We start from the raw sequence: 22,534 nt of genomic DNA on the forward strand, positions 1-22,534 counted from the left end.
CATGGCCGCACCACACCGCCTCCGGACAGCCTTGACGGGCCGAACCGGAGTCGCTTGCTCAAGGATGACGAGGTCCTTATGCACAGGCGTAGTTTCAGTCTCAGACGCCCGTCCGCGGTGCTCGCCGCCGTGGTCGCGGCCCTGGCCGCGTTGGCGGCGCTGCTCGTCGCCGGCCCGGCCCAGGCGGCCACCACCAGCGACGTGCGCGGTGTCGATTCCGGCCGATGTCTCGATGTGGCGGGCTTCAGCCAGACCGACGGCGGAAACGTGCACATCTGGGACTGCCACGGTGGAACCAACCAGCAGTGGACGCTGTCGGACAGTAACCAGCTGACCGTGTACGGCAACAAGTGCCTGGATGCCCGGGGCGGCGGCACCACGGCCGGGACCCCGGTGCAGATTTGGACGTGCACCGGCACTGAGAACCAGCAGTGGCGGGTCAACCCCGACGGCACGATCGTCGGCGTGCGGTCCGGGCTGTGCCTGGAGGCCTCGGGCTGGGGCAAGGCCAACGGCACGGAGGTGCGGCTCTGGTCGTGCACCGGCGGCACCAACCAGAAGTGGACCGGCCTGTCCGGGACGGGCAACGCGTGTGCACTTCCGTCGACGTACCGCTGGACATCGACCGGCTCGCTTGCGGAGCCGAAGGCGGGGTGGGTCGCGCTCAAGGACTTCACCACCGTGAAGCACAACGGCAAGCACATCGTCTATGCCACGACGCACAACACCCTCGCCGGTAACGACGGGCGCTGGGGATTGACGACCTTCAGCCCCTTCACGAACTGGTCCGACATGGCCACCGCCACCCAGAACACGATCCCCTTCGACGGCATCGCGCCGACGCTGTTCTACTTCGCCCCGAAGAACCTCTGGGTGCTCGCCTACAACGGGGCTTGGCCATACAGCTTCGGATACCGCACCTCGAGCGACCCCACCGACCCCAACGGCTGGTCCGCGCAGCAGGAGCTGTTCACGGGAACCCTCCCCAAGGGGGGCCCCCTCGACGTGACCCTCATCGGCGACGACACGAACATGTACATGTTCTTCGCCGACGACGAGGGCGGCATCTACCGCGCCAGCATGCCCATCGGCAACTTCCCGGGCACCTTCGGTTCGTTCACGAAGATCATGAGCGACACGCCGCAAAACCTGTTCGAGGCGGTCGAGGTCTACAAGGTCCAGGGCCAGAACCAGTACCTCATGATCGTCGAGGCCCAGAATTACACAGGGTACGGTCGCTACTTCCGCTCGTTCACGGCCACCAGCCTGGGCGGCACATGGACACCGCAGCCGCAGGCCGACACCGTGACCAGCCCCTTCGCCGGCAGTGCCAACAGCGGCGCGACGGCCTGGACCAGGGACATCAGCCACGGCGATCTGGTTCGCACCAACCCCGACCAGACCAAGACCATCGACCCTTGCAATCTGCAGTTCCTCTACCAGGGGCGCGACCCCAGCACCGACGGCATGGACTACGGCCTCCTGCCTTACCGGCCGGGCGTGCTGACACTGCAGCGCTAGCCGGTGGCGTGACGCAGGTCCTGGTGTTCCTGACGCTCGCGGGCAACGACGTACGCCGAACCGGGTGAGCGTCACAGCGAGCGATCAGGAACAACGGGTGGAGTTGGAGCGGCGGGCTCGGTGCAAGGCCGAGCCCGCCCCTGCACGTGGAGAACCCGGATGGTGGTGGCCTCGTCCTGGTCGACCACGAGACGCGGAACGTGTCAAGCCTGGTGAGTCGGTCGGTTTCAGGGTTTGTCGAGTGAGCCGGGGTCGCCGGCGTCCGAGGTGGTCACTGGGCGGCGGCGTGGTCGTCCGGCTGGTTGATCCACACGTTGGTGGGGATGATCGGCGGGGTGGGTGGCTTGTTGACGAACCGTTCGGGGTTGCGCTGGTAGACGGCGGTCAGGACGTCGGCGCGGACGGCGACCATCCGGACGACGGTGCAGCGTCTGTAGATGTCGAGATCGAGTACAGGTGGTACAAGACCCGTTTACCCGGTCCGCGCAGCCGCGTTACGTCCCGGGACCGGATCTCGTTCGGGCGGGTGGCCGGCAGTTCCGGTTTGGCGTGCGCTGGGTGGACGGCGTGGCGGCGACGCTCACGGACCTCGTCATGCTCGCGCAGTGCGGTACATGGTGGACACGCCGGCCACGTACACGCCTTGGTCGCGCGCCGTCACGTTGTTGGGTGCGTGAGTGCCTGACAGCGTGCTGGAGTGTGGCCGGTCCGGGTGTCGACGTAGGACACGACGACGCCGCGCTCCAGCATGAGCTCCTCGACCTCGCGGAAGCTGAGCGGAACCGGAAGTACAGCCACACGCAGTGCGAGATGATCTCGACCGGGTACCGGTGCCCCTTGTACGACGGCGACGCGGACGACACGGGCGATCCCATCCAGACGCGATCAACCACAAGATCATCCCACCCCGCTCAGCCAACGTGACAATGCCCTTCGGAGAGGTGCTGGTAGGTGCCGGGGCGGGTCCTGGTCACGGTTCTTCTTCGGGTAGAACGCGGTGCGGGTCACACCGGCTTCGGTGGCCGGTGTCTTCAAGTCGCAGCCGCTGGCCGGGCGCGGGCGTGGTCTTCGAGTAGGTGGCGACGGGATCGCCGACGATCTGCACGAGATACGTGCCGGCGGAGTACGTCTGCCGGGTGCCGTCGGCCGGAGCGGCCGGAGCGGCCTGAGCGGCCTGGGTGAGTGGACCGCAGGTGAGGATGATTCCCCCGGTGAGTACCGGGGCGAGCAGACGCCCTGTTCTACGGCCGACGGTGGGGCGTCGGCCGGGGTGTTGCTGGGGCAAGGTGGTGCTTTCCCGAATGGAGTGGTCAAGTCCCCGAGATCACAGCCATCTTGTTGCCTGTGCGGCTGGCGCGAGAAGAGCGGAGTGTTTGAAACCTAAGCAACTCCACATTGTGTTCACGGAGTTGACGGTTTACTTCCCAGTAATCGGTCCTCGGCCATGCCGGTGAACCGTCGCAGCCGCGCCGACGAGGCTCGGCGGCTACTACGGCACGACGACGTACAGCGGCACGACATGTCGGGTCCACCACCACACGGCCAAGCCTGCGGTGTCCGCCACGGTGACCCCGAACAAGTCCGGTTAGTGCTCGGTGTTCCAGGCCCAGGAGTACTACAGCGGCGCGTGGCACATCCTCACCACGTCCCCCTGCTTCTCACTGGACACGAACAGCGCGGCGGTGACCTCGCTGAGCCCGACCAACGCGGCCGACCAGAAGTTCCGGGTGCGGGCGGAGTATGTGCGAAGCGCCAAGGACACGACGCATGTGAGTACTTGGGGTGGGTGGCTGTACCTGACGGTCAGCACCTGAGGACGACTGTCGGGCAGGATGGCCGCATGACAAAAACGCTCGAGCGGCCGATCGGCTGTGCTTCCTCCGGTTCGCTGTTGGCGTTGTGGTCGCAGGACTCCGTTTTGTCGATCGGCTCGGTGGGATCGGTACTGTCCGTGGGCTCGGTCGGTTCGGCCTTGTCGATCGGCTCGATCGGAAGCGCCCTGTCGGTGGGCTCGATCGGGTCGTCCCTGTCGCTGATCTCAGCGGGTTCGTGGCTGAGCACAGGCTCACTGCTCTCCGCCCAGTCCCGGTGGTCGGTGCTGTCCTGGCGCTCCTCGCGCGGCTTCCTGGCGGTGGGGGCGGCGGCTGGAGGGGCCCTGTTGGTGGCCCAGATGCTGCACAAGGCGGAAACCGGCGGCGAATGACCTTGGTCAGCTTCTGCGGCTCCTGACCTGCTTCGTCCGGTGAGACGGTGCGACCGCGTCTCGGCGAAAAGATGATTGAGTCGGCAACCTTTCCGCTCCGAGCGGTCACTGAGGGGTGTACCGACGAGGGCGAGCCGTGGGCAGCGGCGTTACGCCCTCTGTGTCACCACCCGATCGGAGCCCCACGTGTCATCAGAAGACCCGAGATCCGCCGAGCAGCCGATGCCTCGGGGTCGCACGCCCCGCCGTAGCCGGATGCGCCTCCGCTTTGTCGCGGGGGCGGTGGCGGTGCTCGCCGCCTCGGCCGGTGTCGGCGCCCTGGCGCCCAGTGCGGGCGCCGCGGCGACCGTCGGCATCAGTGTGGATGCCGGTACCTCCTTGGGCACGGTGCCCAGCAGTGGTGTCGGCCTCAACACGGGCGTCGGCGACGAGCACATGGGGGACGCCAAGGTGACATCGCTGATGAAGGCCGCGGGAGTTCGGCAGCTGCGCTATCCCGGCGGCTCCGGCGCGGACGACTTCCACTGGAAGACCCACACCATGGGCAACGGCGGCTGGATCGTACCCAACACCGACTTCGACAGCTTCATGGCCACCGCGAAGAAGGTCGGCGCCCAGCCGATCCTGACCGCGAACTACGGTTCCGGCACCCCCCAGGAGGCCGCCGACTGGGTCAAGTACGCCAACATCGACAAAGGTTACGGCGTGAAGTACTGGGAGATCGGCAACGAGGTCTACGGCAACGGGCACTACAGCAACGGCAAGGGCTGGGAAACCGACACGCACGCCGACAAGAGCCCGAAGGAGTACGGAAAGAACCTGGTCGCCTACGCGAAGGCGATGAAGGCCGTGGACCCGACGGTGAAGATCGGAGCGGTGCTCACCACCCCCGGCGGCTGGCCGGACAAGGAAAAGGCTCCCGGTGACAGCGCCGACTGGAACAACACGGTGCTCTCCATCGCGGGAAGCTCGATCGACTTCGTCATCGTCCACTGGTATCCGGGCGGCAAATCCACGGCCGACCTGCTGAACACCCCCTCCAAGATCGCCGGTGTCACGGCCGAGCTGCGCTCGCTGATCGCCAAGTACGCGGGCTCGCGCGCCGCTTCGGTGGAGATCGCGGTCACCGAGACCGACGCCGAGTTCTCGCCCGTCTTGACCAGCCAGGCCGCGGCCCTGTTCGCGCCGGACACCTACATGACCTGGTTCGAGCAGGGCGCCACCCACGTGGACTGGTGGAACCTGCACAACGGCTCGGGCGAAGCACCCACCACCGTCCACGGCGAGACCGACTATCAGGACGGGGGCATTCTCTCCGCCGGAACCTGCGCCGGGGGGAGGTGCGAACCGCCGCGCGAGACGCCCTTCCCCACCTACTGGGGCATCCGCTCGCTGACCGCACTGGCGAAGCCTGGCGACACCATGGTCAAGTCGTCCTCGGGCAACTCGTCGGTTGCTGTGCACGCGGTGCGGAGCAGCAACGGCGGTCTGAACGTCATGCTGATCAACAAGAGCCCGAAGAACGCGGCGCAGGTGTCGCTCTCGTACGCCGGATTCACCCCGGCCGCAGGGGCGGTCACGACCGTTTCGTATGGCAAGGGAGACACCTCCCTGACGACGGCGAAGCGGGGCACGGCGGTCGCACAGACGCTGCCGCCGTACTCGATCACGACTCTTCAGCTGAAGCCCGCGTCGGGGACCGCCGTCGCTGACAAGCCGTCGCCCGCCTCCACGCCGACCGCCGCCGCGCCGCTTGTCTCCGCCGCCGGCAAGATCGGCAGCCGTGCGCAGGCGGAGAACGGCGCACCCGTCGGCGGGCCGACCCCGAACGGCAGCACGTCCGGCCCCCTGGCTTCCACCGGGGCGAGCAGCGCTGTCACGTACAGCGCCATAGGTGGCCTGCTGGTCATCGTCGCCGGCGGCGTGCTGGTGCTTCGCGGACGTCGCCGCAGGGGTTTGCACGGGAAGTGAGACCGCGTGAGTGACTGACGGCCCGGCAGCAACGCCACCCACCCGTGGCGTACGCGCCGGGCCGTCGGCCTCCGCGCAGGTGTCGGCGTCGGCGGCCAGGAAACAGACAAGGCCCGGGTCGTTGACCTGGACCTGGCCCACCTCGGCACCGGTCCCGACCCGTGGGGCGGCCCACGGGCCGCGTTCCGGGGCACCGTGGAACTGCCGCGCGAGGACTTCGCGATGAACTACAACCAGGTCGTCCAGGTCGGCATGGCCGCCATCGGCACCACGCTCCGCGTCGGGATCGACCTCCAGGCCGTCCAGGGCGAAAGGCTTCCGCCCCTCGCCTGACGGCACAGACGGCTCGGCCCCCTGCCTCACTCGGGAAGCAGGGGCCGAGCCGTCTGTGGCCTGTGCCTCCTGGTGGCTGAGCAGGATGTCGACACCGTCCTGGCTGCCGTACAGCGTGATATCGGGAGGAGTCCGGCGGCTGCTGCGGGCCGGTCGACGTCAAACCGCGCGGCATCGCCTCCCGCGGTACCGGCGGCCGGGCCGCCACTCGGAAGTTGCCGCCAGGGCGCGGCCCAGCCCAGAACCCGCCGTCCAGGCGAAGGCAGCCTGACGTGAACCGGTCCGGCCACGCCGCCCCGAACTGCCGCTGCTGATCGTGCGCCCTGACCATGTTGGCTCGCTCGTGTCGTCGGCCTTCCTTGCGCTCCGCCCCCGTGACGGGCTGGGCCCTTGGATCTCGGGCGTGCTGACGAGCCGAATCGGTCGTGCCTTCCTTGTGCACCTGGCGACTGGCGCCATCGGGGCGCCATCGGGCGTGCGACCACCAAGACCGCGCTGCTCGATCTGATGATCCCGATCCCTCGCTCGACGAAGCCCACGTTGTAGAGAATCGGCTTCTGCGCATCGAGACTGAGACCCAGCGGGAAGGGGAAGAGGCCAGCGAGACCTGGTGGCGCACTGCTGACCTCACTCGGGGCTAATGGCTCGAGCTGACCTGGCTGGAGGAAACAGCGGAGCGGTACGACGCCGCCTGTGCAGGGCAACCGGCTTAGGAGGCCGAGCTGGACGGTCTAATCGGCCTGACTCCTGGCGGATCTACCGCAAAGCCCGGTGCAGCCTGAATCGAATGACGTCAATCGCCGCCGCAGTTCTCACCCTTGGAGCGGCAACGCTGAAAGACCTCACTGAGCTGAGAGGTCGTGACCGGCAGACCGATCTCGGTGACGGCCCCGCCGGCGGACGCCAGTCAGGCGGGACGTATGGCGAGTTCCAGGGCGGCGATGTCCGCTTCGGCCTCGGAGAGCTCGGTTGCGTCGGTGATGCCGAGACTGTTTCGGAGGACGCCGTTGGGCTCGCTGTAGGGGTCGGTCACTCAGCGGCCTTACGGGTGTAGCGGGCGAGGGTGCGGGCGCGCAAGGCTGCGGCGTCGAGCTCCCCGCGTGCGTAGGCGTCGAGGTCGGCGGTGGTGTCTGCGCTGACGCGCAGCCCCTCGGCCTCGGTGGAGCCGATGGCGGAGGCGACTGCCGCTCGGCGACGTTGGGCTTGCTCGTTCTGTTCGCGTCGTCGATAGCCCTCTAGGGATGCGACGTCCACGCGGCGGTGGGTGCCGACCATGCGGAAGTCGATCACGCCCTTGTCGAGCAGCGTGACCAGGTGCGGCCGGGAGACGCCGAGGGTCTTCGCTGCCTGGATAGTGGACAGCTCCGTACCCTTGGCGATTACCTCGACCGCGCGGCCGGAGGTAATGAGCGCCATGGTCTCCATGAGGACCGCCAGGGCCTCACGTGGCACCTCCATGGTGACCTTGCCCGCTTCGGCGACGGTGATGTGGAACGTCTCGGCACTGCTGGTGAGGGCGTCACGCAGGCATGGCACGGCCTCCTCGACGCTGCGTTTGCGCTGCTCCTTCCGCGTCCGCTGCGCCTGGGTCCTGCGCAGTGCGGGCGGGTTCTCAGTAGGGCGCTTGCGCAGCGCCTTCTTCCGAGTGCGGGAGGTCTCGATCTCGTGGCTGGAGGTCGTCGTACTGTCGTCGGTGGGGTGCTTCTTCTGTTTGGCCGGTTTCTGTTCCTGGTGGGTCACGGGCATAGGTGCGTCCTCGGCTTTGAGTGGCTGCTATCACCCTCAACCACTTGAAACAAGTGAACCAAGTGCAATAGGTGCAACTACCTGGAGCGGCGGCGCTGCTCCTTGCGGCACCGGAGGGCACAGGTCGCGCCTTTGTCCCGCAGGTCGTACGGCCGCAGTGCCATGGGCTGTCCGCGCCCGGGTACGGGTTCAGGGTCTTCGCCCCAGTCTCGCGCATCCGCCCAATGGCCTGGTTCGGATTGATCGAGGCGAGGCGGCGTCCCAACGCCGACTGACTGACGGCTCGCTCCGCCAGCAGCGCAGAAGTGATCACGGACACTGAGGCCAGGCCGTGTACCGCCAACAGTTGGAGCTCGCTCCGGCGTAGGCGTACAGCCCGACTCGTCTGCTGGCTGGGCTCTGGCCTGGGCTTTTGGCCTGACCGGGGCCCTTTGCGTGTCGGGGCACATCCCGTCTCCACCTGAGACGTTGTGAGGCTTACGAGCATGCATGACCACAATCCAGGGAAGCTCCAGATCTACGCCGTGGAAGAGACGGAACCTCTGTCGGCCACTTGCATCGTCCGCTGCGTGGGCGGACTTGTGCGCTCTGGCCAGCGCTTCACTGTCGAGTCTGCAGATGGCAATTCAGGTGAGAGCTTCCATGTCACGCTGGACTGGATCGAACGTTATGGGCATCGAGTCGACTCCTTCGACCCGCCCCACAACGCAAGGGTTCACCTTTCTGGGAGCGGGGTCTCTCTGTTGAAGGAAGGCCTGACGATCATTTTCCTTGAGTCTGCCGTGGGATGAACAGGTGGCGGATGAGGCGCTGGAACGTGCTCCAGGCGTCGGGGTCGGTTCCGTCGACCATTGAGTAGTGAAGAGCAGGCTTGCTTCCGAGGCCGAGGCGCGTGGGCATGAGGCTGATGGGTGGATGCCCGGCATGGGCCCGACCGATGGCCTCGGCCTCGTCACTGCCGAGCGTGAACGCGACGGGAAACGGCGGGGCCTCCAAGGACGGTGGGACCGTGAGGTCGCGGCGGGCCGCACGGATGGTCGTGAGCAGCGTGACGAGACGGCGGTCGGTGTCGAGTGCGGTCGCGAGTTCCTCGATCACGTCCAGGGGTGGTGCCTCGTCCCTGCCGTAGCCGAACGCGAGGGTGATGTCCTCCTCCACTCCCGCCGGTGTCAAGGACACACTGCTGCAGGCGGCGGGCCTGTTGTTGCTGTGGTCGCGGGGGTGGGTGGAACCGGTCGTCCCGCCGCCGGAGCCGCGTCACCTGGTGGCACAGCAACTGCTGGCCGTCACTCTGCAACAACACAAGCTCGGCGACCGGTTGTGGGACCGGCAGTGGAACGGTCTCGCCCCCTTCGACAAGTCGGCCGCCCCCATCCTGCGCTTCCTCACCGAGGAGGGCTACCTCGACAGCGACGGTGGAATGCTGTTCGCCGGCCCCGAGGCGGAACGCCGCTTCGGCAAAAGGCACTTCATCGAACTCACCGCCTCATTCACCGCACCTCCGCAGTTCACCGTCCTGTCCGGACGCACGGAGATCGGCCGCACCGACCCGAGCGTGCTCACCGAGGAACGCCCCGGCCCTCGGCGATTGCTCCTCGGTGGACGCAGTTGGCAGGTCACGTACATCGACTGGCTGCGCAAACGCGTCTTCGTCGAGCCGGCCGACGGCGGCGGAATCGCCAAGTGGATGAATGGCGGCGTCGCGGGACTGTCGTACGCCCTGACGCGTGCCATGCGCGAGGTACTGCTAGGTGCGAACCCGCCCGTCTCCCTCACTCGGCGTGCGGAGGCGTGCCTGGCCGAACAGCGCGAAACCGACGCACCTGGCACCGTTCACCCGGGCGGTACGTTGATCACGCGCGTCGGTTCCGATGTCCGGTGGTGGACCTGGGCCGGGTACCGCGCCAACGCCACCCTGGCGGCCACCCTCCAGTCGGTCACCGACCCCCTGCAACGGCCCACCGACAGCTGGCTGCGCCTGCGCGAGAACCTCACCCCGGCCGACTGGCGTGCGGCCCGTGAGAACGTCGGCGAGAACCTCGTCCTGCCTGATGTGGACCGCCGGGCCGTACGCGGCCTGAAGTTCTCCGCCGCCCTCCCGGAACGCCTCGCCGTGGCCACCGTGGCGGCCCGCTTGGCCGACTTCGAGAGCGCCCGCTCGGTGCTCGGCGAGTCAGCGCGCTTTCAGCGCGACGGCTGAGTCGGAGAAACAGCCAAGGCCGCTTCGGACGGGGCGCCTGGTGTTACGCCCGCCCCAACTGACCCCCCGAGTGACGACGCCCCCGTCACGGACCGTTCGAGGGCGAGGTGTCCCTTTGCGTCGCCAACAAAGTAGCTACGCAAGTACGCTCGCTACTCGTTTGCATAGGTCATTGCACTGCGGTGGCATTCCCCGGCGCACGGCCCGACTCGTCTGTCACTCCCGAGTTTCCCGCCAGGAGGGGCGTTCACTGTGACGACCCACCGACCTCTCCAACACCCGCCCCAAATGCCCCCCGAACACCTCCCGAGCCTCCGGCGTCAACGTCCGCAACGCCACCAACGCCGTGATGACGACATCGCACAACTCCGCCTCCACGTCATCCCACGTATGCGTGACCCCCTTGCGCGGGTTTTGCCCCGTCGCTCCGATCACCGCCTCCGAGACCTCGCCGACCTCCTCGGTCAGTTTCAAAATGCGCAGGAGGAGGCCCTCGCGGCCCTCGACGGGGCGGGTGGTGTCGACCCACTGCGTCAGGGTGTCGATGGTGGACCAGAGTTCAGGGGCGGAGGTGTGGTCGCTCATGGGCGCAGCCTGGCACGAGGGTCTGACAACGCCCCAGGTCCAGGCCCAAAACTCGCCCCGACCCCCGACCCCCGACCCCCGCCCCCTACTCCATGAACTCCTCCTCGAACAACGCCTCCTGCTCCCCCTCCTTCGCCTTCCGCAGCCGCCTCGCCCGGCCCCCCACCACCACCGCCGTGCCCGCCGCCGTCGCCGCGAAGGCCGCCGGGATCATCCAGCCGCGGTTCACCGCGTGGCCGAGCAGGTGGTCCAGGGAGAGGCGGCCGGGGCCGGTGATGGCCAGGCCCGCTGCCGTCAGGCCCAGCGTCGCCGCGTACTCGTAGCCGCCGCCCTGGTTGAAGAAGCCGTTCGGGGCGTGCACCGCCGCCGCTCCGGCCATCGCTCCGGCCGCCGCCGCACCCGCGGCCGGGGTGGCCAGGCCCAGGGCCAGCAGCGTGCCGCCGCCGGTCTCCGCGAGGCCCGCCGCCGTCGCGCTCGCCTTGCCGGGGACGTAGCCGACGGACTCCATGAACTGGCCGGTCCCCTCGATGCCGTGTCCGCCGAACCAGCCGAACAGCTTCTGCGCGCCATGGGCAGCCAGCGCGCCGCCCGCCCCCAGCCGGAGCAGCAGCAGGCCCAGATCACGTCGGTCGTTACGCGTCACGTCGTCTCCCGGAGCGGACAGCAGGAACAGGAGGGCGTCTCCCGTTGCGTTCCACCGTCGCACCCGCGACCCCGGGCGACACCTCGCGGACCCGTCCGGGACGCCGTTCGGGTGGCACCGGTGGCGAGGTCCGCCGGCCGGTACGAGGGTGACTGGCATGACGATCCAGACCACGCGCCTGAGCGATCCGGCCGTCCGGGCCTTCGTGACCGCCGTGAACAACCACGACCGCGAGAGCTTCATGAAGCTCCTCGCGCCGGACGCGACCATGACGGACGACGGTTCCGACCGCGATCTCGACGACTGGGTGGACCGGGAGATCTTCGCCTCCCACGGCCACATGGAGGTCGACAACGAGTCCAACGGCGGCCGTTCCCTCCTCGCCCGCTACAGCAACGACACCTGGGGCGAGATGCGCACCCGGTGGAGTTTCCAGGTGGACGACGACGGCCGGATCACGCGTTTCGAGACCGGGCAGGCCTGAATACCGGCCCCGCGAGGGCTTGTCCTCGTGTGCGCTCCAGCTTCTAGCCTCTCCCGGCATGGAGACCACACGGCCGCTGGGACGCAGCGGCATCGAGGTGAGCGCACTCGGCTTCGGCTGCTGGGCGATCGGCGGTGAATGGCAGGCCGCGGACGGGCAGCCGCTCGGCTGGGGCAAGGTCGACGACGAGGAGTCGGTACGGGCGGTGCGGCGCGCCCTCGACCTGGGCGTCACCTTCTTCGACACCGCCGACACCTACGGCGCCGGGCACGGCGAACGGGTGCTGGGCCGCGCCCTCGGCAAGCGCAGGGCCGATGCCGTCGTCGCCACCAAGTGGGGCAACGTCTTCGACGAGGATGCCCGCACCCTCACCGGGAGCGACGACTCCCCGGCCCATCTGCGCCGTGCCCTGACCGCATCGCTGCGCCGGCTCGGCACCGACTACGTCGACCTTTACCAGTTCCATCTGTCCGACGCCGTTCCCGAGCGGGCCGCCGTGCTCCGGGACGCGTGCGAGGAACTGGTCCGTGAGGGGCTGATACGGGCGTACGCGTGGAGCACCGACGACCCCGCCCGCGCCGCCGTGTTCGCCGAAGGCCCGCACTGCGCCGCCGTCCAGCACGCTCTCAACGTCCTCCAGGACGCTCCCGAGATGCTGAGGCTGTGCGAGGAGGCAGGTCTCGCGAGCATCAACCGCAGCCCGCTGGCCATGGGGCTGCTCACCGGCAAACGCCGGGCCGGGCAGGCGTTGGAGGCGGGGGACATCCGCAGCAGGCCCCCGGCCTGGCTGCGGGGATTCGGTGACTCCGGGGCCGACCCGGAGTGGCTCGCCCGCGTCGACGCCCTCAGGCAGGTCCTCACCAGCGAGGGCCGCACGCTCGCCCAGGGCGCCCTGGCCTGGCTGTGGGCACGCAGCCCGCGCACGGTTCCGATCCCCGGCTTCCGGTCGGTCGCCCAGGCGGAGGAGAACGCCGGGGCGCTGGAGAAGGGAGCCCTGACCGGCGCGCAGCTGACCGAGGTCGACCGGCTGCTCGGACGGTGATTCCCGTCCGGTCCCTGATGTGGGCGGCAGTCGTTCCACGCGCACCGGTGCGTACTCCGCGGTCCCTCGCGGAATCCACCCCCACCCGGTGCCGTGGAACGACTGCCGCCACCCCCCTGGAATGTGGCTGACGGGAGTTCTGCGCTCCAAGTGTGAAGCTTTGGTGTAGGAGATTTGAGCATAGGCTCCTTATCGGCCGCAATAGTGCGGACGTTCGTATTCCGATTGTGCAGGTTGACGAGTTGACGAACTCCGCCGTGCGCTCAGCCGCGTCCGACGTACGGCATGGCCGTGGCCAGTACGGTCGCGAACTGTACGTTCGCCTCCAGCGGCAACTCCGCCATGTGCCGCACCGTGCGGGCCACGTCCGCGACGTCCATGACCGGTTCCGGGGCGACCTCCCCGTTTGCCTGGAGGGCTCCCGTCTGCATACGGGACGTCATGTCGGTGGCCGCGTTGCCGATGTCGATCTGCCCGACGGCGATCCGGTACGGACGGCCGTCGAGCGACAGAGACTTGGTGAGGCCCGTCAGCGCGTGCTTGGTCGCCGTGTAGGCCACCGACAGCGGGCGGGGCGTGTGCGCGGAGATCGAACCGTTGTTGATGATCCGGCCGCCCTGCGGATCCTGCTCCTTCATCTGCCGGTACGCCGCCTGCGCGCACAGGAACGCACCATTGAGGTTGGTGTCCACCACGTGCCGCCAGGCCTCGTAGGGCAGTTCCTCGACGGGGACACCGCCGGGGCCGAACGTGCCCGCGTTGTTGAACAGCAGGTCGATCCGGCCGAAGCGCTCGACGGTCGCGGCGAAGAGGGCGTTCACGTCCTCGGGGTGTGAGACGTCCGTGCGTACCGCCAGAGACGCGGCCCCGGGTGCCAGCGCCGCCGTCTCCTCCAGGGTCTCCGCGCGCCGCCCCGCCAGCGCGACCGACCAGCCCGTACGCAGCAGTTCCACGGCGACCGCCCGGCCGATGCCGGAGCCCGCCCCCGTCACCACCGCGATCGCGTTGTCCTTGGCATTCATGGGCCCGCAGCGTACGGGAGCGCCCCGGTGGCCACCGGCGGGGCGAGGGCGTCAGGCGGGCGTGAGTTCCGGCTCGCCCGTTCCGGAGGGCGTCAGGCGGGCGTGAGTTCCGGCTCGCCCGTCTCGTCGGGGTAGCGGACGCCGACCTGGTTCCGGATCGCGTCGAGCGTCCGCATCACCGCGAGCGTGCCGTCGAGCGGCACCAGCGGCGACTCGGTCTCACCCGCGCGCACGGCCCGCATCACCTCCAGCGCCTCGTGACGCATGCTGTTGCGGGGCCCGTCCGCCGGGTCCGCCGTGAACTCCTCGGCGTCGCGGCCGTCCCGGTGCAGGACGAAACGGTCCGGGAAGAAGAACCCGTGCGGAATGTCGATCCGGCCCAGGGAGCCGGTCACCGAGGCGGAGGTCGCCGTGCCGCCCACGATGGAGCAGTGCACCGAACCGAGCGCACCGCTGTCGAAGGAGAGCACCGCCGCCGTCTGGAGGTCGACGCCCTCCTCGGAGAGCACCGCCCGCGCCGCGATGTCCGACGGCTCCCCGAGCAGCAACTGCGCGAACGACACCGGATACACGCCCAGATCGAGCAGCGCGCCGCCGCCCAGCTCCGGGTTGCGCAGCCGGTGCGAGGGCGGGAACGGGCCGGCCAGCCCGAAGTCGGCCTGGACGCTGCGCACCTCGCCGATCACCCCGTCGTCGACCAGCGCCTTGAGCCGCCGGACCAGCGGGTTGCAGTACATCCACATCGCCTCCATCAGGAAGCGCCCGTGCTCCCGCGCCAGCGCGACGAGTTCCTCCGCCTCGCGCACGTTCAGCGTGAAGGGCTTCTCGCACAGCACGTGCCGGCCGGCCGCGAGACACAGCCCGGCCGCGGCCCGGTGCGCCGTGTGCGGGGTGGCGACGTAGACGACATCGATGTCCTCGTCCCGCGCGAGCGCGTTCCAGTCGCCGTAGGCCCGGGGGATCCCGAACCGCTCGGCGAACGTCCTCGCCGACGCCTCCGACCGCGACGCCACCGCCACGACCTCCGCGTCCGGCAGGTCGATCAGGTCCGCGGTGAACGCGCCCGCTATCCCGCCGGTCGCCAGGATCCCCCACCGCACCGTGTCCGCCGTCATCGCGCCCCGCCTCCACCTCGTGACCCCGAGCAGTTCGTACGAGCCGTCGCACGGCCCGTCGTACATGCGGTCGTACATGCAGTCGTACGAGCATTCCGTACGAGCTGAGAGCATAGGTGGCGATCGACTGTCAGAGGGAGGGACTCATGCCCGAGGGTGGGGCGTCCATATCGAAGAGCACGCAGGAGGCATCGAACACCGCGCAGGAGGCCGCAGCCGGGACGGAGCGGCCCGACCGCACACCGCAGCGCCGCACCGGGCTCCTGGTCACCTTCCTCCTCGGAAGCCTGACCGCCGTGCCTCCGCTGGCGATGGACATGTACCTCCCGTCCCTGCCGGAGGTCACCCGCTCCCTGCACGCGCCGGCGGCGACGGTCCAGCTCACGCTCACCGCCTGCCTGGCCGGCATGGCGCTCGGGCAGCTCGTGGTCGGGCCGATGAGCGACCGGTGGGGGCGCCGCCGCCCGCTGCTCGCCGGGCTCGCCGTCTTCGTCGTCGCCACCGTGCTGTGCGCGCTCGCGCCCACCGTCGAGCTGCTGGTGGCGTTTCGGCTGGCCCAGGGGCTCGCGGGCGCCGCCGCCATCGTCATCGCCCGGGCCGTCGTCCGCGACCTCTACGACGGCATGGCCATGGCCCGCTTCTTCTCCACCCTGATGCTGATCTCCGGGGTCGCCCCGATCGTGGCGCCGCTGATCGGCGGGCAGATCCTGCGCGTCACGGACTGGCGGGGCGTGTTCGCCGTGCTGACCGTCGTCGGCGTGCTGATCGGGGTCCTGGTCTGGACGCGGCTGCCGGAGACCCTGGCGCCCGCCGAGCGGCACAGCGGCGGCGTCGGCGAGGCCCTGCGCTCGATGCGCGGCCTGCTCGCCGACCGGTCCTTCACCGGCTACACCCTCACCGGCGGCTTCGCCTTCGCCGCCCTCTTCGCCTACATCTCGGCCTCTCCCTTCGTCATCCAGGAGATCTACGGCGCCTCCCCGCAGACGTTCAGCCTGCTGTTCGGCGTCAACTCGGTCGGGCTGGTCGTCGTCGGCCAGATCAACGGCAAGATCCTCGTCGGCCGGGTCAGTCTCGACCGGGTCCTGGGCATCGGCCTGGCGATCGTCATCACCGCCGCGACCGCGCTGCTGCTGATGTCCCTCGGCGTCTTCGGCGAGGTCGGTCTGGTGCCCGTCGCCGCCGCGCTGTTCGTGCTGATGTCCGCGATGGGCATCACCCTGCCCAACACCCAGGCCCTCGCCCTGATGCGCACCAAGCACGCCGCGGGCTCCGCATCGGCCCTGCTCGGCACCACCTCGTTCCTCATCGGCGCGATCGCCTCCCCGCTCGTCGGCGTCGCCGGCGAGGACACCGCCCTCCCGATGGCCGTCGTCCAACTGGTCGCCGCACTGGTGGCACTGGCCTGCTTCATGGGAATGTGCCGACCCTGGAAGAAGGAGAGCGGCCGCGCGAGCGTGGAGGGAGCAGTCAGCTGAGCCCACCCAGACTGCGCGACGGCACGCCGGAGCGGGCCGGACTCGACCCCACGGAGCTGCGTCATCTCGTCCGGGAGGTCCACGTCCTCACCACCGGGCAGCGCCCCTGGGCGCCCGGCGCCGTCCTGGTCGTCGGACGCGGCCCGGTGATCGCCGTCGAGGAGGCGGCGGGCTGGGCCGTGCGCTACGCGGCCTACGACCCCGACGCCGACGCCGGGGTGGAGCTGCCCCCCGAGGACCGGGTCCCGATGACCGTCGGCACGCCCTTCGACCTGGCATCCCTCACGAAACTGTTCACGTCCGTGGCCGCCGTGCAGCAGATCGAGCGCGGCACGCTCGGCATCGACGCGAAGGTCGGGGCGTACCTGCCCGACTTCACGGCTGCCGCCCGGCACGGCATCACCGTACGGCAGCTGCTCACGCACACCTCCGGGCTGCGGCCCGAACTCCCGCTGTACGACTGCGCCGACGACGGGGCGCGGCTGGCTGCGCTGCGGGCGGAGCAGCCGGTCGGGGTGCCGGGCACGTACTGCTACTCCGACCTGAACATGCTGCTCCTCCAGTACGTCCTGGAGCGGGTCACCGGGCGCACGCTCGACGTCCTCGTCCACGACGGCATCACCCGGCCGCTGGGCATGACGGCGACGGACTTCGGACCGTGCCCGGGCGCCGCGGCGACGGAGGACCAGCGCCGGCCGTGGGCGAAGGCGGACCGGGGGATGCTGCGGGGCGAGGTCCACGACGAGAACGCCTGGGCGCTCGGGGGAGTGGCCGGCCACGCGGGGCTGTTCTCCACCGGCCGGGACCTCGCGGTGTTCTGCCGCACCCTCCTCGCCGGCGGCTCCCACGGTCCCGCCCGCATCCTCGGCCCCGACTTCGTCGAGCTCCTCTTCACCCCGCCGGGCCTGGGCTTCTCCCTCGACCAGCCGTGGTTCATGGGCGACCTGGCGGGCCGCGGCGCGGCGGGCCACACCGGATTCACGGGCACGTCCCTCGTCCTCGACCCGGCCACGGACACGTTCCTCGTCCTGCTCACCAACGCCGTCCATCCGCGCCGCCGCCGCCCCGACAGCGCGCCGCGCGCGGCAGCGGCGTCGCGGGTGGCGCGGGCGGTGAGGTGACTGCCCTGCCGTGGAATCCGGCCGGGGCTGAACGCGAGGCGGGTGCGGGCGGTGCGGCGAGGTCATGCCGGGGCGTGGCGTGGCGTGGCGGGGAGGGGAGGGGCTTCCGGCTGGGGTGAGCCTGAGCCGGCCGGGGGCGCCGGCGAGGGGCGAGTCCGGGCTGCCCGGGCGGCGCTCTGCGGGGCGGTGTGGCTTGTGCCGGGGCTCCGTCCGGGGCGGGTATGGCTCGTGCCGGACTCCGGCCGGGGTGAGCCCGGCTGCCGCGGACGCTCCCCGGGCGGGGTGGGTGAGCCGCTGACGTGGGTTTTGGCGCATGGCTTGGGCCGGGGGTGGGCTCTGTTGTCGTGGGCGCCGTTCGGGGGCCTGCTGCGGCGGACGCTCCCCGGGTGGGGTGGGTGAGCCGCTGTCGTGGGTTTGGCGCACGGCCTCTGCCGGGGCGAGCTCTGCTGTCGTGGGCGTCGGCGGGCGCCGCCTCCGCCGTCTCGGCATGCCTCGTAGAATCGCCGGGTGAACGCCCCCGCACCCCCGGCCGAAAACCTCCGCGCCGCCCTCGCCGGTCTGCTCGACGGGCTGCCGCCCCGGCAGGCCTCGCAGGCGGTCGAGCGGCTGATCGCCAGCTACCGGGGGGCCACCCCGACCGATGCCCCCATCCTCCGGGACCGGGCCGACGTCGCCGCGTACGCCGCCTACCGGATGCCCGCGACCTTCGAGGCCGTGCGCTCCGCGCTGGAGGCGTTCGCGGACGCCGCACCCGACTGGGTGCCCGGTGGGCACACCGACCTCGGCGGGGGCACGGGCGCCGCGGCCTGGGCCGTGAGCGCTGTCTGGGGCGGGCAGCGGCCCGTCACCGTCCTCGACTGGGCCGAGCCCGCGCTCGCCCTGGGGCGCGAGATCGCCGCGGCCAACCCGGACCTGAGCGACGTCCGCTGGCAGCGCTCCCGGATCGGGGCGGGGCTCACCCTCGACAGCACGGACCTCGTCACCGTCTCCTACGTCCTCAACGAGCTGACCGCCCCCGACCGCACCGCCCTCGTCGACGCCGCCGCGGCCGCCGCACAGACCGTCGTGATCGTCGAGCCCGGCACCCCCGACGGCTACGCCCGTGTCGTCGAGGCCCGCGACCGGCTGATCGGGGCCGGCTTCCGTATCGCCGCGCCCTGCCCGCACAGCGCCGCCTGCCCCATCGTCCCCGGCACGGACTGGTGCCACTTCTCGGCCCGGGTCAGCCGCTCCTCCCTGCACCGCCAGGTCAAGGGCGGCTCCCTCGCCTACGAGGACGAGAAGTTCGCCTACGTCGCCGCCGCCCGCTTCCCCGTCGAGCCGGCCCCCTCCCGGGTCGTCCGGCGGCCCCAGATCCGCAAGGGCCAGGTCCTCCTCGACCTGTGCGAGAGCGAACCGTCCCTGCGCCGCTCCACCGTCACCAAGCGCCACGGCGACCTGTACAAGGCCGCCCGGGACGCCGACTGGGGAGACGCCTGGCCCCCCTCCTGAGCTCCTGTCAGGTACGCATAAGATCAACTCGCGCCTACGGGCGTGAGCATGACGTACCACAAACGGGAGGAACCTTTGAAGAAGTTGCTGATCGCCCCGCTGGCGGTGGCGGCCCTGGCCCTGGCCGGGTTCGTGCCGAGCGCCTCCGGCACGGCGGCCGTCGAGAACGACACCATGTCCACCGTCGCGGCGACGGCGAAGTGCAAGAGCCTCACGGCCCTGTCGACCGTTCACGTCCGCAAGTCGGCCAGCACCAAGTCCACCAGCCTGCGCCTCTGGTACAAGGGCACCAAGGGCTGCGACATCAAGGGTGTCGACGGCGGTTCGTACAAGAACACCTGCGGGATACCCAGTTACCACTACTGGCGCAAGGTCAACTACCGCGGCACGGTGGGCTACGTGCCCAACGTGTGCGTGAAGTACTCCTGACCCGCCCAGCGGGCCGGCACGTCCTCCGCCGCCGACCGGTCGGCGGGGGACAGGTCCGCGAGACCGACCCCGTGATCGACGCCCGGCACCCCCACCGCCCGTGAGTCCGGGCCCCCGCCGCAGAAGTGCCCGGCGACGGCGGGGTCCTGCCGGACCGTCGCCGGGAGGGCCCTGGCCGCCGCGGCGGGCGGCCGTCGTCCGGCCCACGCGCTCATGGGCCGAGTCCTCCCGGCGCCCGTGGGGCGGGTGTCCGCAGGTCGCGGGCCGCGACCGTCCCGGTACATCCGCCGGACCGCCCGGGAGGTTCCGCGCGCGGGGCCCGCTCTCCCGCGCGCCGTGGTCCGCTCTCCCTCGCGCGGGGGATGCTCACGACGTCCCGTCGGCCGTGCCCTCCTCCCGTGCCTCCTGCTGCCGCCGGCTCTCCTGGAGCTTGCGCAGCAGTTCGCGTTTCTGGGCCTGCGGATCGAGGCCGCCGCCGATCCGGCCGCCCCGGCCACCGCCGCGCAGCTCCCTGCGGCCGAGGTTCTTGCGCGATCCGCCGACACCCAGCATGTTTCCGGCTCCGCCTCGGGTCATCCCGGGCTCCCCTCCGTGATCACGTGTCATCGAGTCAAAGCGACGAGACGGTTCGTCTCGTGCGTACCGCTCCACTGTCCGCGAGACGCTCCGTCTTGTCAACCTGATAAATTCGGACCATGGCCGTCCAGAAGTCCACCCAGCCCGCCCCCGGCAAGCCCGCCCCCGACTCCACCCGGCGCAGCGAGAAGTCCCGCCGCGCCATCTACGACGCCGCCCTCGCGCTCGTCGTCGAGGTGGGCTACCCGAAGACCACCATCGAGGGCATCGCCGCCCGTGCCGGTGTCGGCAAGCAGACGATCTACCGCTGGTGGTCGTCCAAGGCGGACGTCCTGATGGAGGCGTTCCTCGACCTGACCGAGCAGCCCATGGCGGAGGCCGGGCCGGCGCCGTACACCTTCCCGGACACCGGCGACCTCGCCGCCGACGTCAAGGGCGTCCTGCGCGCCACCGTCGACCAGATGAACGACCCCAGGTTCGACGTGCCCTCCCGCGCGCTGGCCGCCGAGGGCGTCGTCAACGAGCAGCTCGGACGCGAGCTCGTCGCCAAGCTGATGCAGCCCTCACTCGACCTGTACATCACCCGGCTGCGCGCCGCCCAGGACGCGGGCCAGGTGCGGCCCGAGATCGACCCGCGCATCGCCTTGGAGCTCTTCATCTCCCCGCTCGCCCAGCGCTGGCTCCAGCACACCGGCCCGATCTCCCACGCGTACACCGACACCCTCGTCGACTACGCGATTCACGGCCTCGCCCCGCGCTGAGCGGCCCGGGCCAGGCGCCCCGGCGCGTCCGTGATCACGCCGCCGCAGCCCAGCGCCAGCACCCGGTCCCGCTGCGCGTCCGTCAGCACGGTGTGCGCCCACACCCGTGCGATCCCCGAGTTCACCGCCCGCACCAGGTCCGCGTCGCGCGCCCGGTGGTCCACGTCCAGCAGGTCCACGAACGACCGCCAGCGCTCGGGGCGGTCCGTGCGCAGCTGCTGCGCAGAGCGCCACAACTGCGAGAGCAGCCCGAGGCGGTGGACGCGCCGGGCCACCTCCGGGTCGTTGGAGTTCACGAACACCGAGCGGGTCAGGCCGCGGGCCCGGATCAGCTCGGCCAGCCGGTCCAGGCTCCGCGGGTCCTTCGCCTCCAGTATCAGCACGATCCGCCCGCCGAAACGATCCAGCACCTCGGCGACCGTCGGCGGCCGCTCCGAGCGCCAGCTCCCCGGGAGCCTGTCCTTCGGGCGCAGTCGTACGCCCTGCCACTCCCGGGCGTCCAGACCGCCCACCGCGCCTCCCAGGTAGGTGGTGCGGTTCAGGGTCTCGTCGTGGAACACCACCGGTGTGCCGTCGCGCAGCAGCCGTGTGTCGAAGTCCAGCACCTGCGCCGTCCCGCGCTCGTAGGCGACCGTCAGCCCCGCCATGCTGTTCTCGGGAACCTCGCGGGCGCCGCCGCGGTGTGCCACGTACGTGATCCTCGGCAGGGCCGCCACGGTCAGCGGACCCGCCCCCCACTCCAGCGGGGCCGGGGCGCGGCCGCCAGGTCCCGTGAGGGCCAGCGAGACCACGGAAGCCACGGAGGCCAGACCCGTCAGCGCGATCCTTGTGACCATGGCGACCACGGTAGGACGCCATGTCATGGCAAAGCGGGCAATGACACCCGATCATGCCGAGAGCGGGGATCGCCGTTTCTCCTCCCATCGGACGCCCGGTGTACGTTGCGTCCCTCCTGTCCCGGATGTGGGCACTGGCCCCCCGGTGCGCGGGAAGATGGGACGATGAGGCATGCTGTTCGGCACGACGGCGAGGCGAGGGGATAGATGAGCGCGGAGTTCGGCGGCCGGAGCGGCCTGCAGGGCAAACTCACCCAGTGGCTGCGCGCCGGGCGCCGGCCGAAGGAGACCGCCGGGGACGGCGGCCGTGAGGCCCTGCTGCTCGCCGCCGCCGACGCGGGACTGCCCCTCGCGCCCGCGGCGCACCCGGCGGCCGGGTACCGCTGCTCCTGCGACCGGGTCGGTTGCCCCACCCCCGCCCGGCACCCGGTGTCCTTCGCCTGGCAGACGCAATCGACCACCGACCACGCCCAGATCGAGCGCTGGGCCCGCCATCAGCCGCAGGCCAACTTCATCACCGCGACCGGCATGGTGCACGACGTCCTCGACGTGCCCCTCGACGCCGGTCGCGACGCGTTGGAGCGGCTGCTCGCCGCCGGTATCGAGGTCGGGCCGGTCGCCGAGAGCGACGACGGCCGCCTGCTCTTCTTCACCCTCACCCGCGGTACGCCCGAGGACGAGGACGAGTGGTGGCCGTGCGAGCTGGACTGCCACCCCGAGACGGCGGACGAACACCCCGGGCTGCGCTGGCACTGCCGGGGCTCCTACGTCCTCGTGCCACCGGCGATGCTGCCCGGTGAGGACCAGGCCGTGCGATGGGTGCGCGGGCCCGAGCACGCGCTGCCGGATCCGCTCAGCCTGCTGGAGGTGCTCACGGAGGTGTGCGGCCGCTACGCCGACGAGGGCCACGCCGACCACGCTGCGGGGTCGGGCTGGCCGCTGCGGCACTGATCGCCTGTCGGCGACTTGGCCGTCGGGGC

23 protein-coding genes and 4 pseudogenes are annotated in these 22,534 nt (G+C 70.5%); 15 read left to right on the forward strand and 12 right to left on the reverse strand.

The genetic code is table 11. The annotated features are described in order from the left end of the window. Positions 1-78: 78 nt before the first annotated feature. Positions 79-1,521, forward strand: a complete 1,443-nt coding sequence (locus tag BJ965_RS27575) for a non-reducing end alpha-L-arabinofuranosidase family hydrolase (protein WP_184912035.1) — start codon at positions 79-81, stop codon at positions 1,519-1,521. Positions 1,522-1,792: 271 nt separating this feature from the next. Here the strand turns inward: BJ965_RS27575 and BJ965_RS27580 are convergent, their stop codons facing one another. Both BJ965_RS27580 and BJ965_RS39560 read right to left on the reverse strand, forming a co-directional pair. Beyond that, a complete protein-coding gene (locus BJ965_RS27580) occupies positions 1,793-1,933 on the reverse strand; it encodes a hypothetical protein (RefSeq protein WP_184912037.1) in 141 nt (46 codons plus the stop codon). Positions 1,934-2,229: 296 nt separating this feature from the next. After that, a pseudogene (locus BJ965_RS39560) lies at positions 2,230-2,384 on the reverse strand (IS6 family transposase); the annotation flags it as partial. A gap of 732 nt (positions 2,385-3,116) precedes the next feature. Here BJ965_RS39560 and BJ965_RS27585 point away from each other — a divergent pair. The 5 genes and pseudogenes from BJ965_RS27585 to BJ965_RS40510 all read left to right on the forward strand — a co-directional run. Then, a complete protein-coding gene (locus BJ965_RS27585; RefSeq protein ID WP_184912039.1) occupies positions 3,117-3,335 on the forward strand; it encodes a hypothetical protein in 219 nt (72 codons plus the stop codon). 26 nt (positions 3,336-3,361) lie between these two features. Then, the gene (locus tag BJ965_RS27590) at positions 3,362-3,724 is read left to right on the forward strand and encodes a hypothetical protein (protein WP_184912041.1); all 363 of its coding nucleotides are present in this window, start codon (positions 3,362-3,364) and stop codon (positions 3,722-3,724) included. Positions 3,725-3,979: 255 nt separating this feature from the next. Next, positions 3,980-5,695 (forward strand): LPXTG cell wall anchor domain-containing protein, encoded by a 1,716-nt coding sequence (locus tag BJ965_RS27595; RefSeq protein ID WP_221513232.1) that lies wholly within the window; start codon positions 3,980-3,982, stop codon positions 5,693-5,695. Positions 5,696-5,809: 114 nt separating this feature from the next. Further along, positions 5,810-6,028: pseudogene (locus BJ965_RS27600) on the forward strand (YceI family protein); the annotation flags it as partial. 736 nt (positions 6,029-6,764) lie between these two features. Then, positions 6,765-6,864 (forward strand): annotated as a pseudogene (locus BJ965_RS40510) (IS5/IS1182 family transposase); the annotation flags it as partial. Between the two features lie 71 nt (positions 6,865-6,935). Here the strand turns inward: BJ965_RS40510 and BJ965_RS39975 are convergent. From BJ965_RS39975 to BJ965_RS27615, 3 genes are all read right to left on the reverse strand, one after another. After that, positions 6,936-7,061: a hypothetical protein gene (locus BJ965_RS39975; RefSeq protein WP_281402942.1), complete on the reverse strand. Its 126-nt coding sequence runs from the start codon at positions 7,059-7,061 to the stop codon at positions 6,936-6,938. Then, entirely contained in the window at positions 7,058-7,774 is a 717-nt protein-coding gene (locus tag BJ965_RS27610; protein ID WP_184912043.1) for an antitoxin VbhA family protein, read from the reverse strand. The genes BJ965_RS39975 and BJ965_RS27610 overlap by 4 nt, the downstream gene beginning before the upstream one ends. Positions 7,775-8,536: 762 nt before the next feature. Continuing rightward, on the reverse strand, positions 8,537-8,953 hold the full coding sequence (locus BJ965_RS27615; RefSeq protein WP_313667136.1) for a DUF6177 family protein: 417 nt from the start codon (positions 8,951-8,953) through the stop codon (positions 8,537-8,539). Here BJ965_RS27615 and BJ965_RS27620 point away from each other — a divergent pair. Continuing rightward, a pseudogene (locus BJ965_RS27620) lies at positions 8,946-9,974 on the forward strand (DEAD/DEAH box helicase); the annotation flags it as partial. The gene BJ965_RS27615 and the pseudogene BJ965_RS27620 overlap by 8 nt on opposite strands. 216 nt (positions 9,975-10,190) lie before the next feature. Here the strand turns inward: BJ965_RS27620 and BJ965_RS27625 are convergent. Together BJ965_RS27625 and BJ965_RS27630 are read right to left on the reverse strand one after the other, a co-directional pair. Then, positions 10,191-10,559 carry a MazG-like family protein gene (locus BJ965_RS27625; protein WP_184912049.1) on the reverse strand — a complete coding sequence of 123 codons (369 nt, stop codon included), beginning with the start codon at positions 10,557-10,559 and terminating at the stop codon, positions 10,191-10,193. Between the two features lie 85 nt (positions 10,560-10,644). Beyond that, the gene (locus BJ965_RS27630; protein ID WP_184912052.1) at positions 10,645-11,202 is read right to left on the reverse strand and encodes a DoxX family protein; all 558 of its coding nucleotides are present in this window, start codon (positions 11,200-11,202) and stop codon (positions 10,645-10,647) included. Between the two features lie 157 nt (positions 11,203-11,359). Between BJ965_RS27630 and BJ965_RS27635 the strand changes: the two genes are divergently transcribed. Then, positions 11,360-11,686 (forward strand): nuclear transport factor 2 family protein, encoded by a 327-nt coding sequence (locus tag BJ965_RS27635; protein WP_184912054.1) that lies wholly within the window; start codon positions 11,360-11,362, stop codon positions 11,684-11,686. Positions 11,687-11,744: 58 nt separating this feature from the next. After that, complete coding sequence (locus tag BJ965_RS27640) at positions 11,745-12,728, forward strand: aldo/keto reductase (RefSeq protein WP_184912056.1); 984 nt, start codon at positions 11,745-11,747, stop codon at positions 12,726-12,728. Between the two features lie 263 nt (positions 12,729-12,991). Here the strand turns inward: BJ965_RS27640 and BJ965_RS27645 are convergent, their stop codons facing one another. Both BJ965_RS27645 and BJ965_RS27650 read right to left on the reverse strand, forming a co-directional pair. Further along, complete coding sequence (locus BJ965_RS27645; protein ID WP_184912058.1) at positions 12,992-13,750, reverse strand: SDR family oxidoreductase; 759 nt, start codon at positions 13,748-13,750, stop codon at positions 12,992-12,994. Positions 13,751-13,842: 92 nt separating this feature from the next. Beyond that, on the reverse strand, positions 13,843-14,865 hold the full coding sequence (locus BJ965_RS27650; RefSeq protein ID WP_184917632.1) for a Gfo/Idh/MocA family protein: 1,023 nt from the start codon (positions 14,863-14,865) through the stop codon (positions 13,843-13,845). A 146-nt stretch (positions 14,866-15,011) separates the two neighbouring features. Between BJ965_RS27650 and BJ965_RS27655 the strand changes: the two genes are divergently transcribed. The 4 genes from BJ965_RS27655 to BJ965_RS27670 all read left to right on the forward strand — a co-directional run bounded on the left by BJ965_RS27655 (position 15,012) and on the right by BJ965_RS27670 (position 19,381). Continuing rightward, entirely contained in the window at positions 15,012-16,340 is a 1,329-nt protein-coding gene (locus tag BJ965_RS27655) for a multidrug effflux MFS transporter (protein WP_184912060.1), read from the forward strand. Next, the gene (locus tag BJ965_RS27660; RefSeq protein ID WP_184912063.1) at positions 16,283-17,461 is read left to right on the forward strand and encodes a serine hydrolase domain-containing protein; all 1,179 of its coding nucleotides are present in this window, start codon (positions 16,283-16,285) and stop codon (positions 17,459-17,461) included. The genes BJ965_RS27655 and BJ965_RS27660 overlap by 58 nt, the downstream gene beginning before the upstream one ends. Positions 17,462-17,968: 507 nt before the next feature. Then, entirely contained in the window at positions 17,969-18,952 is a 984-nt protein-coding gene (locus BJ965_RS27665; RefSeq protein WP_184912065.1) for a small ribosomal subunit Rsm22 family protein, read from the forward strand. A gap of 48 nt (positions 18,953-19,000) precedes the next feature. Then, positions 19,001-19,381: a hypothetical protein gene (locus tag BJ965_RS27670; protein WP_184912067.1), complete on the forward strand. Its 381-nt coding sequence runs from the start codon at positions 19,001-19,003 to the stop codon at positions 19,379-19,381. On the opposite strand, the gene BJ965_RS27675 is transcribed toward BJ965_RS27670, so the two are convergent. Together BJ965_RS27675 and BJ965_RS27680 are read right to left on the reverse strand one after the other, a co-directional pair. Further along, entirely contained in the window at positions 19,348-19,596 is a 249-nt protein-coding gene (locus tag BJ965_RS27675; protein ID WP_184912069.1) for a hypothetical protein, read from the reverse strand. The genes BJ965_RS27670 and BJ965_RS27675 overlap by 34 nt on opposite strands. A 151-nt stretch (positions 19,597-19,747) precedes the next feature. Then, positions 19,748-19,957, reverse strand: a complete 210-nt coding sequence (locus tag BJ965_RS27680; RefSeq protein ID WP_184912071.1) for a DUF6243 family protein — start codon at positions 19,955-19,957, stop codon at positions 19,748-19,750. Positions 19,958-20,076: 119 nt separating this feature from the next. Between BJ965_RS27680 and BJ965_RS27685 the strand changes: the two genes are divergently transcribed. Then, positions 20,077-20,718 carry a TetR/AcrR family transcriptional regulator gene (locus tag BJ965_RS27685; protein ID WP_184912073.1) on the forward strand — a complete coding sequence of 214 codons (642 nt, stop codon included), beginning with the start codon at positions 20,077-20,079 and terminating at the stop codon, positions 20,716-20,718. On the opposite strand, the gene BJ965_RS27690 is transcribed toward BJ965_RS27685, so the two are convergent. Continuing rightward, on the reverse strand, positions 20,697-21,554 hold the full coding sequence (locus BJ965_RS27690; RefSeq protein WP_184912075.1) for a glycerophosphodiester phosphodiesterase: 858 nt from the start codon (positions 21,552-21,554) through the stop codon (positions 20,697-20,699). The two genes, BJ965_RS27685 and BJ965_RS27690, sit on opposite strands and share 22 nt — an antisense overlap. A gap of 207 nt (positions 21,555-21,761) precedes the next feature. Between BJ965_RS27690 and BJ965_RS27695 the strand changes: the two genes are divergently transcribed. After that, positions 21,762-22,505 (forward strand): bifunctional DNA primase/polymerase, encoded by a 744-nt coding sequence (locus BJ965_RS27695; RefSeq protein WP_184912077.1) that lies wholly within the window; start codon positions 21,762-21,764, stop codon positions 22,503-22,505. Positions 22,506-22,534 lie beyond the last annotated feature (29 nt).

The organism is Streptomyces luteogriseus (assembly GCF_014205055.1).
Taxonomy (GTDB): Bacteria; Actinomycetota; Actinomycetes; order Streptomycetales; family Streptomycetaceae; genus Streptomyces; species Streptomyces luteogriseus.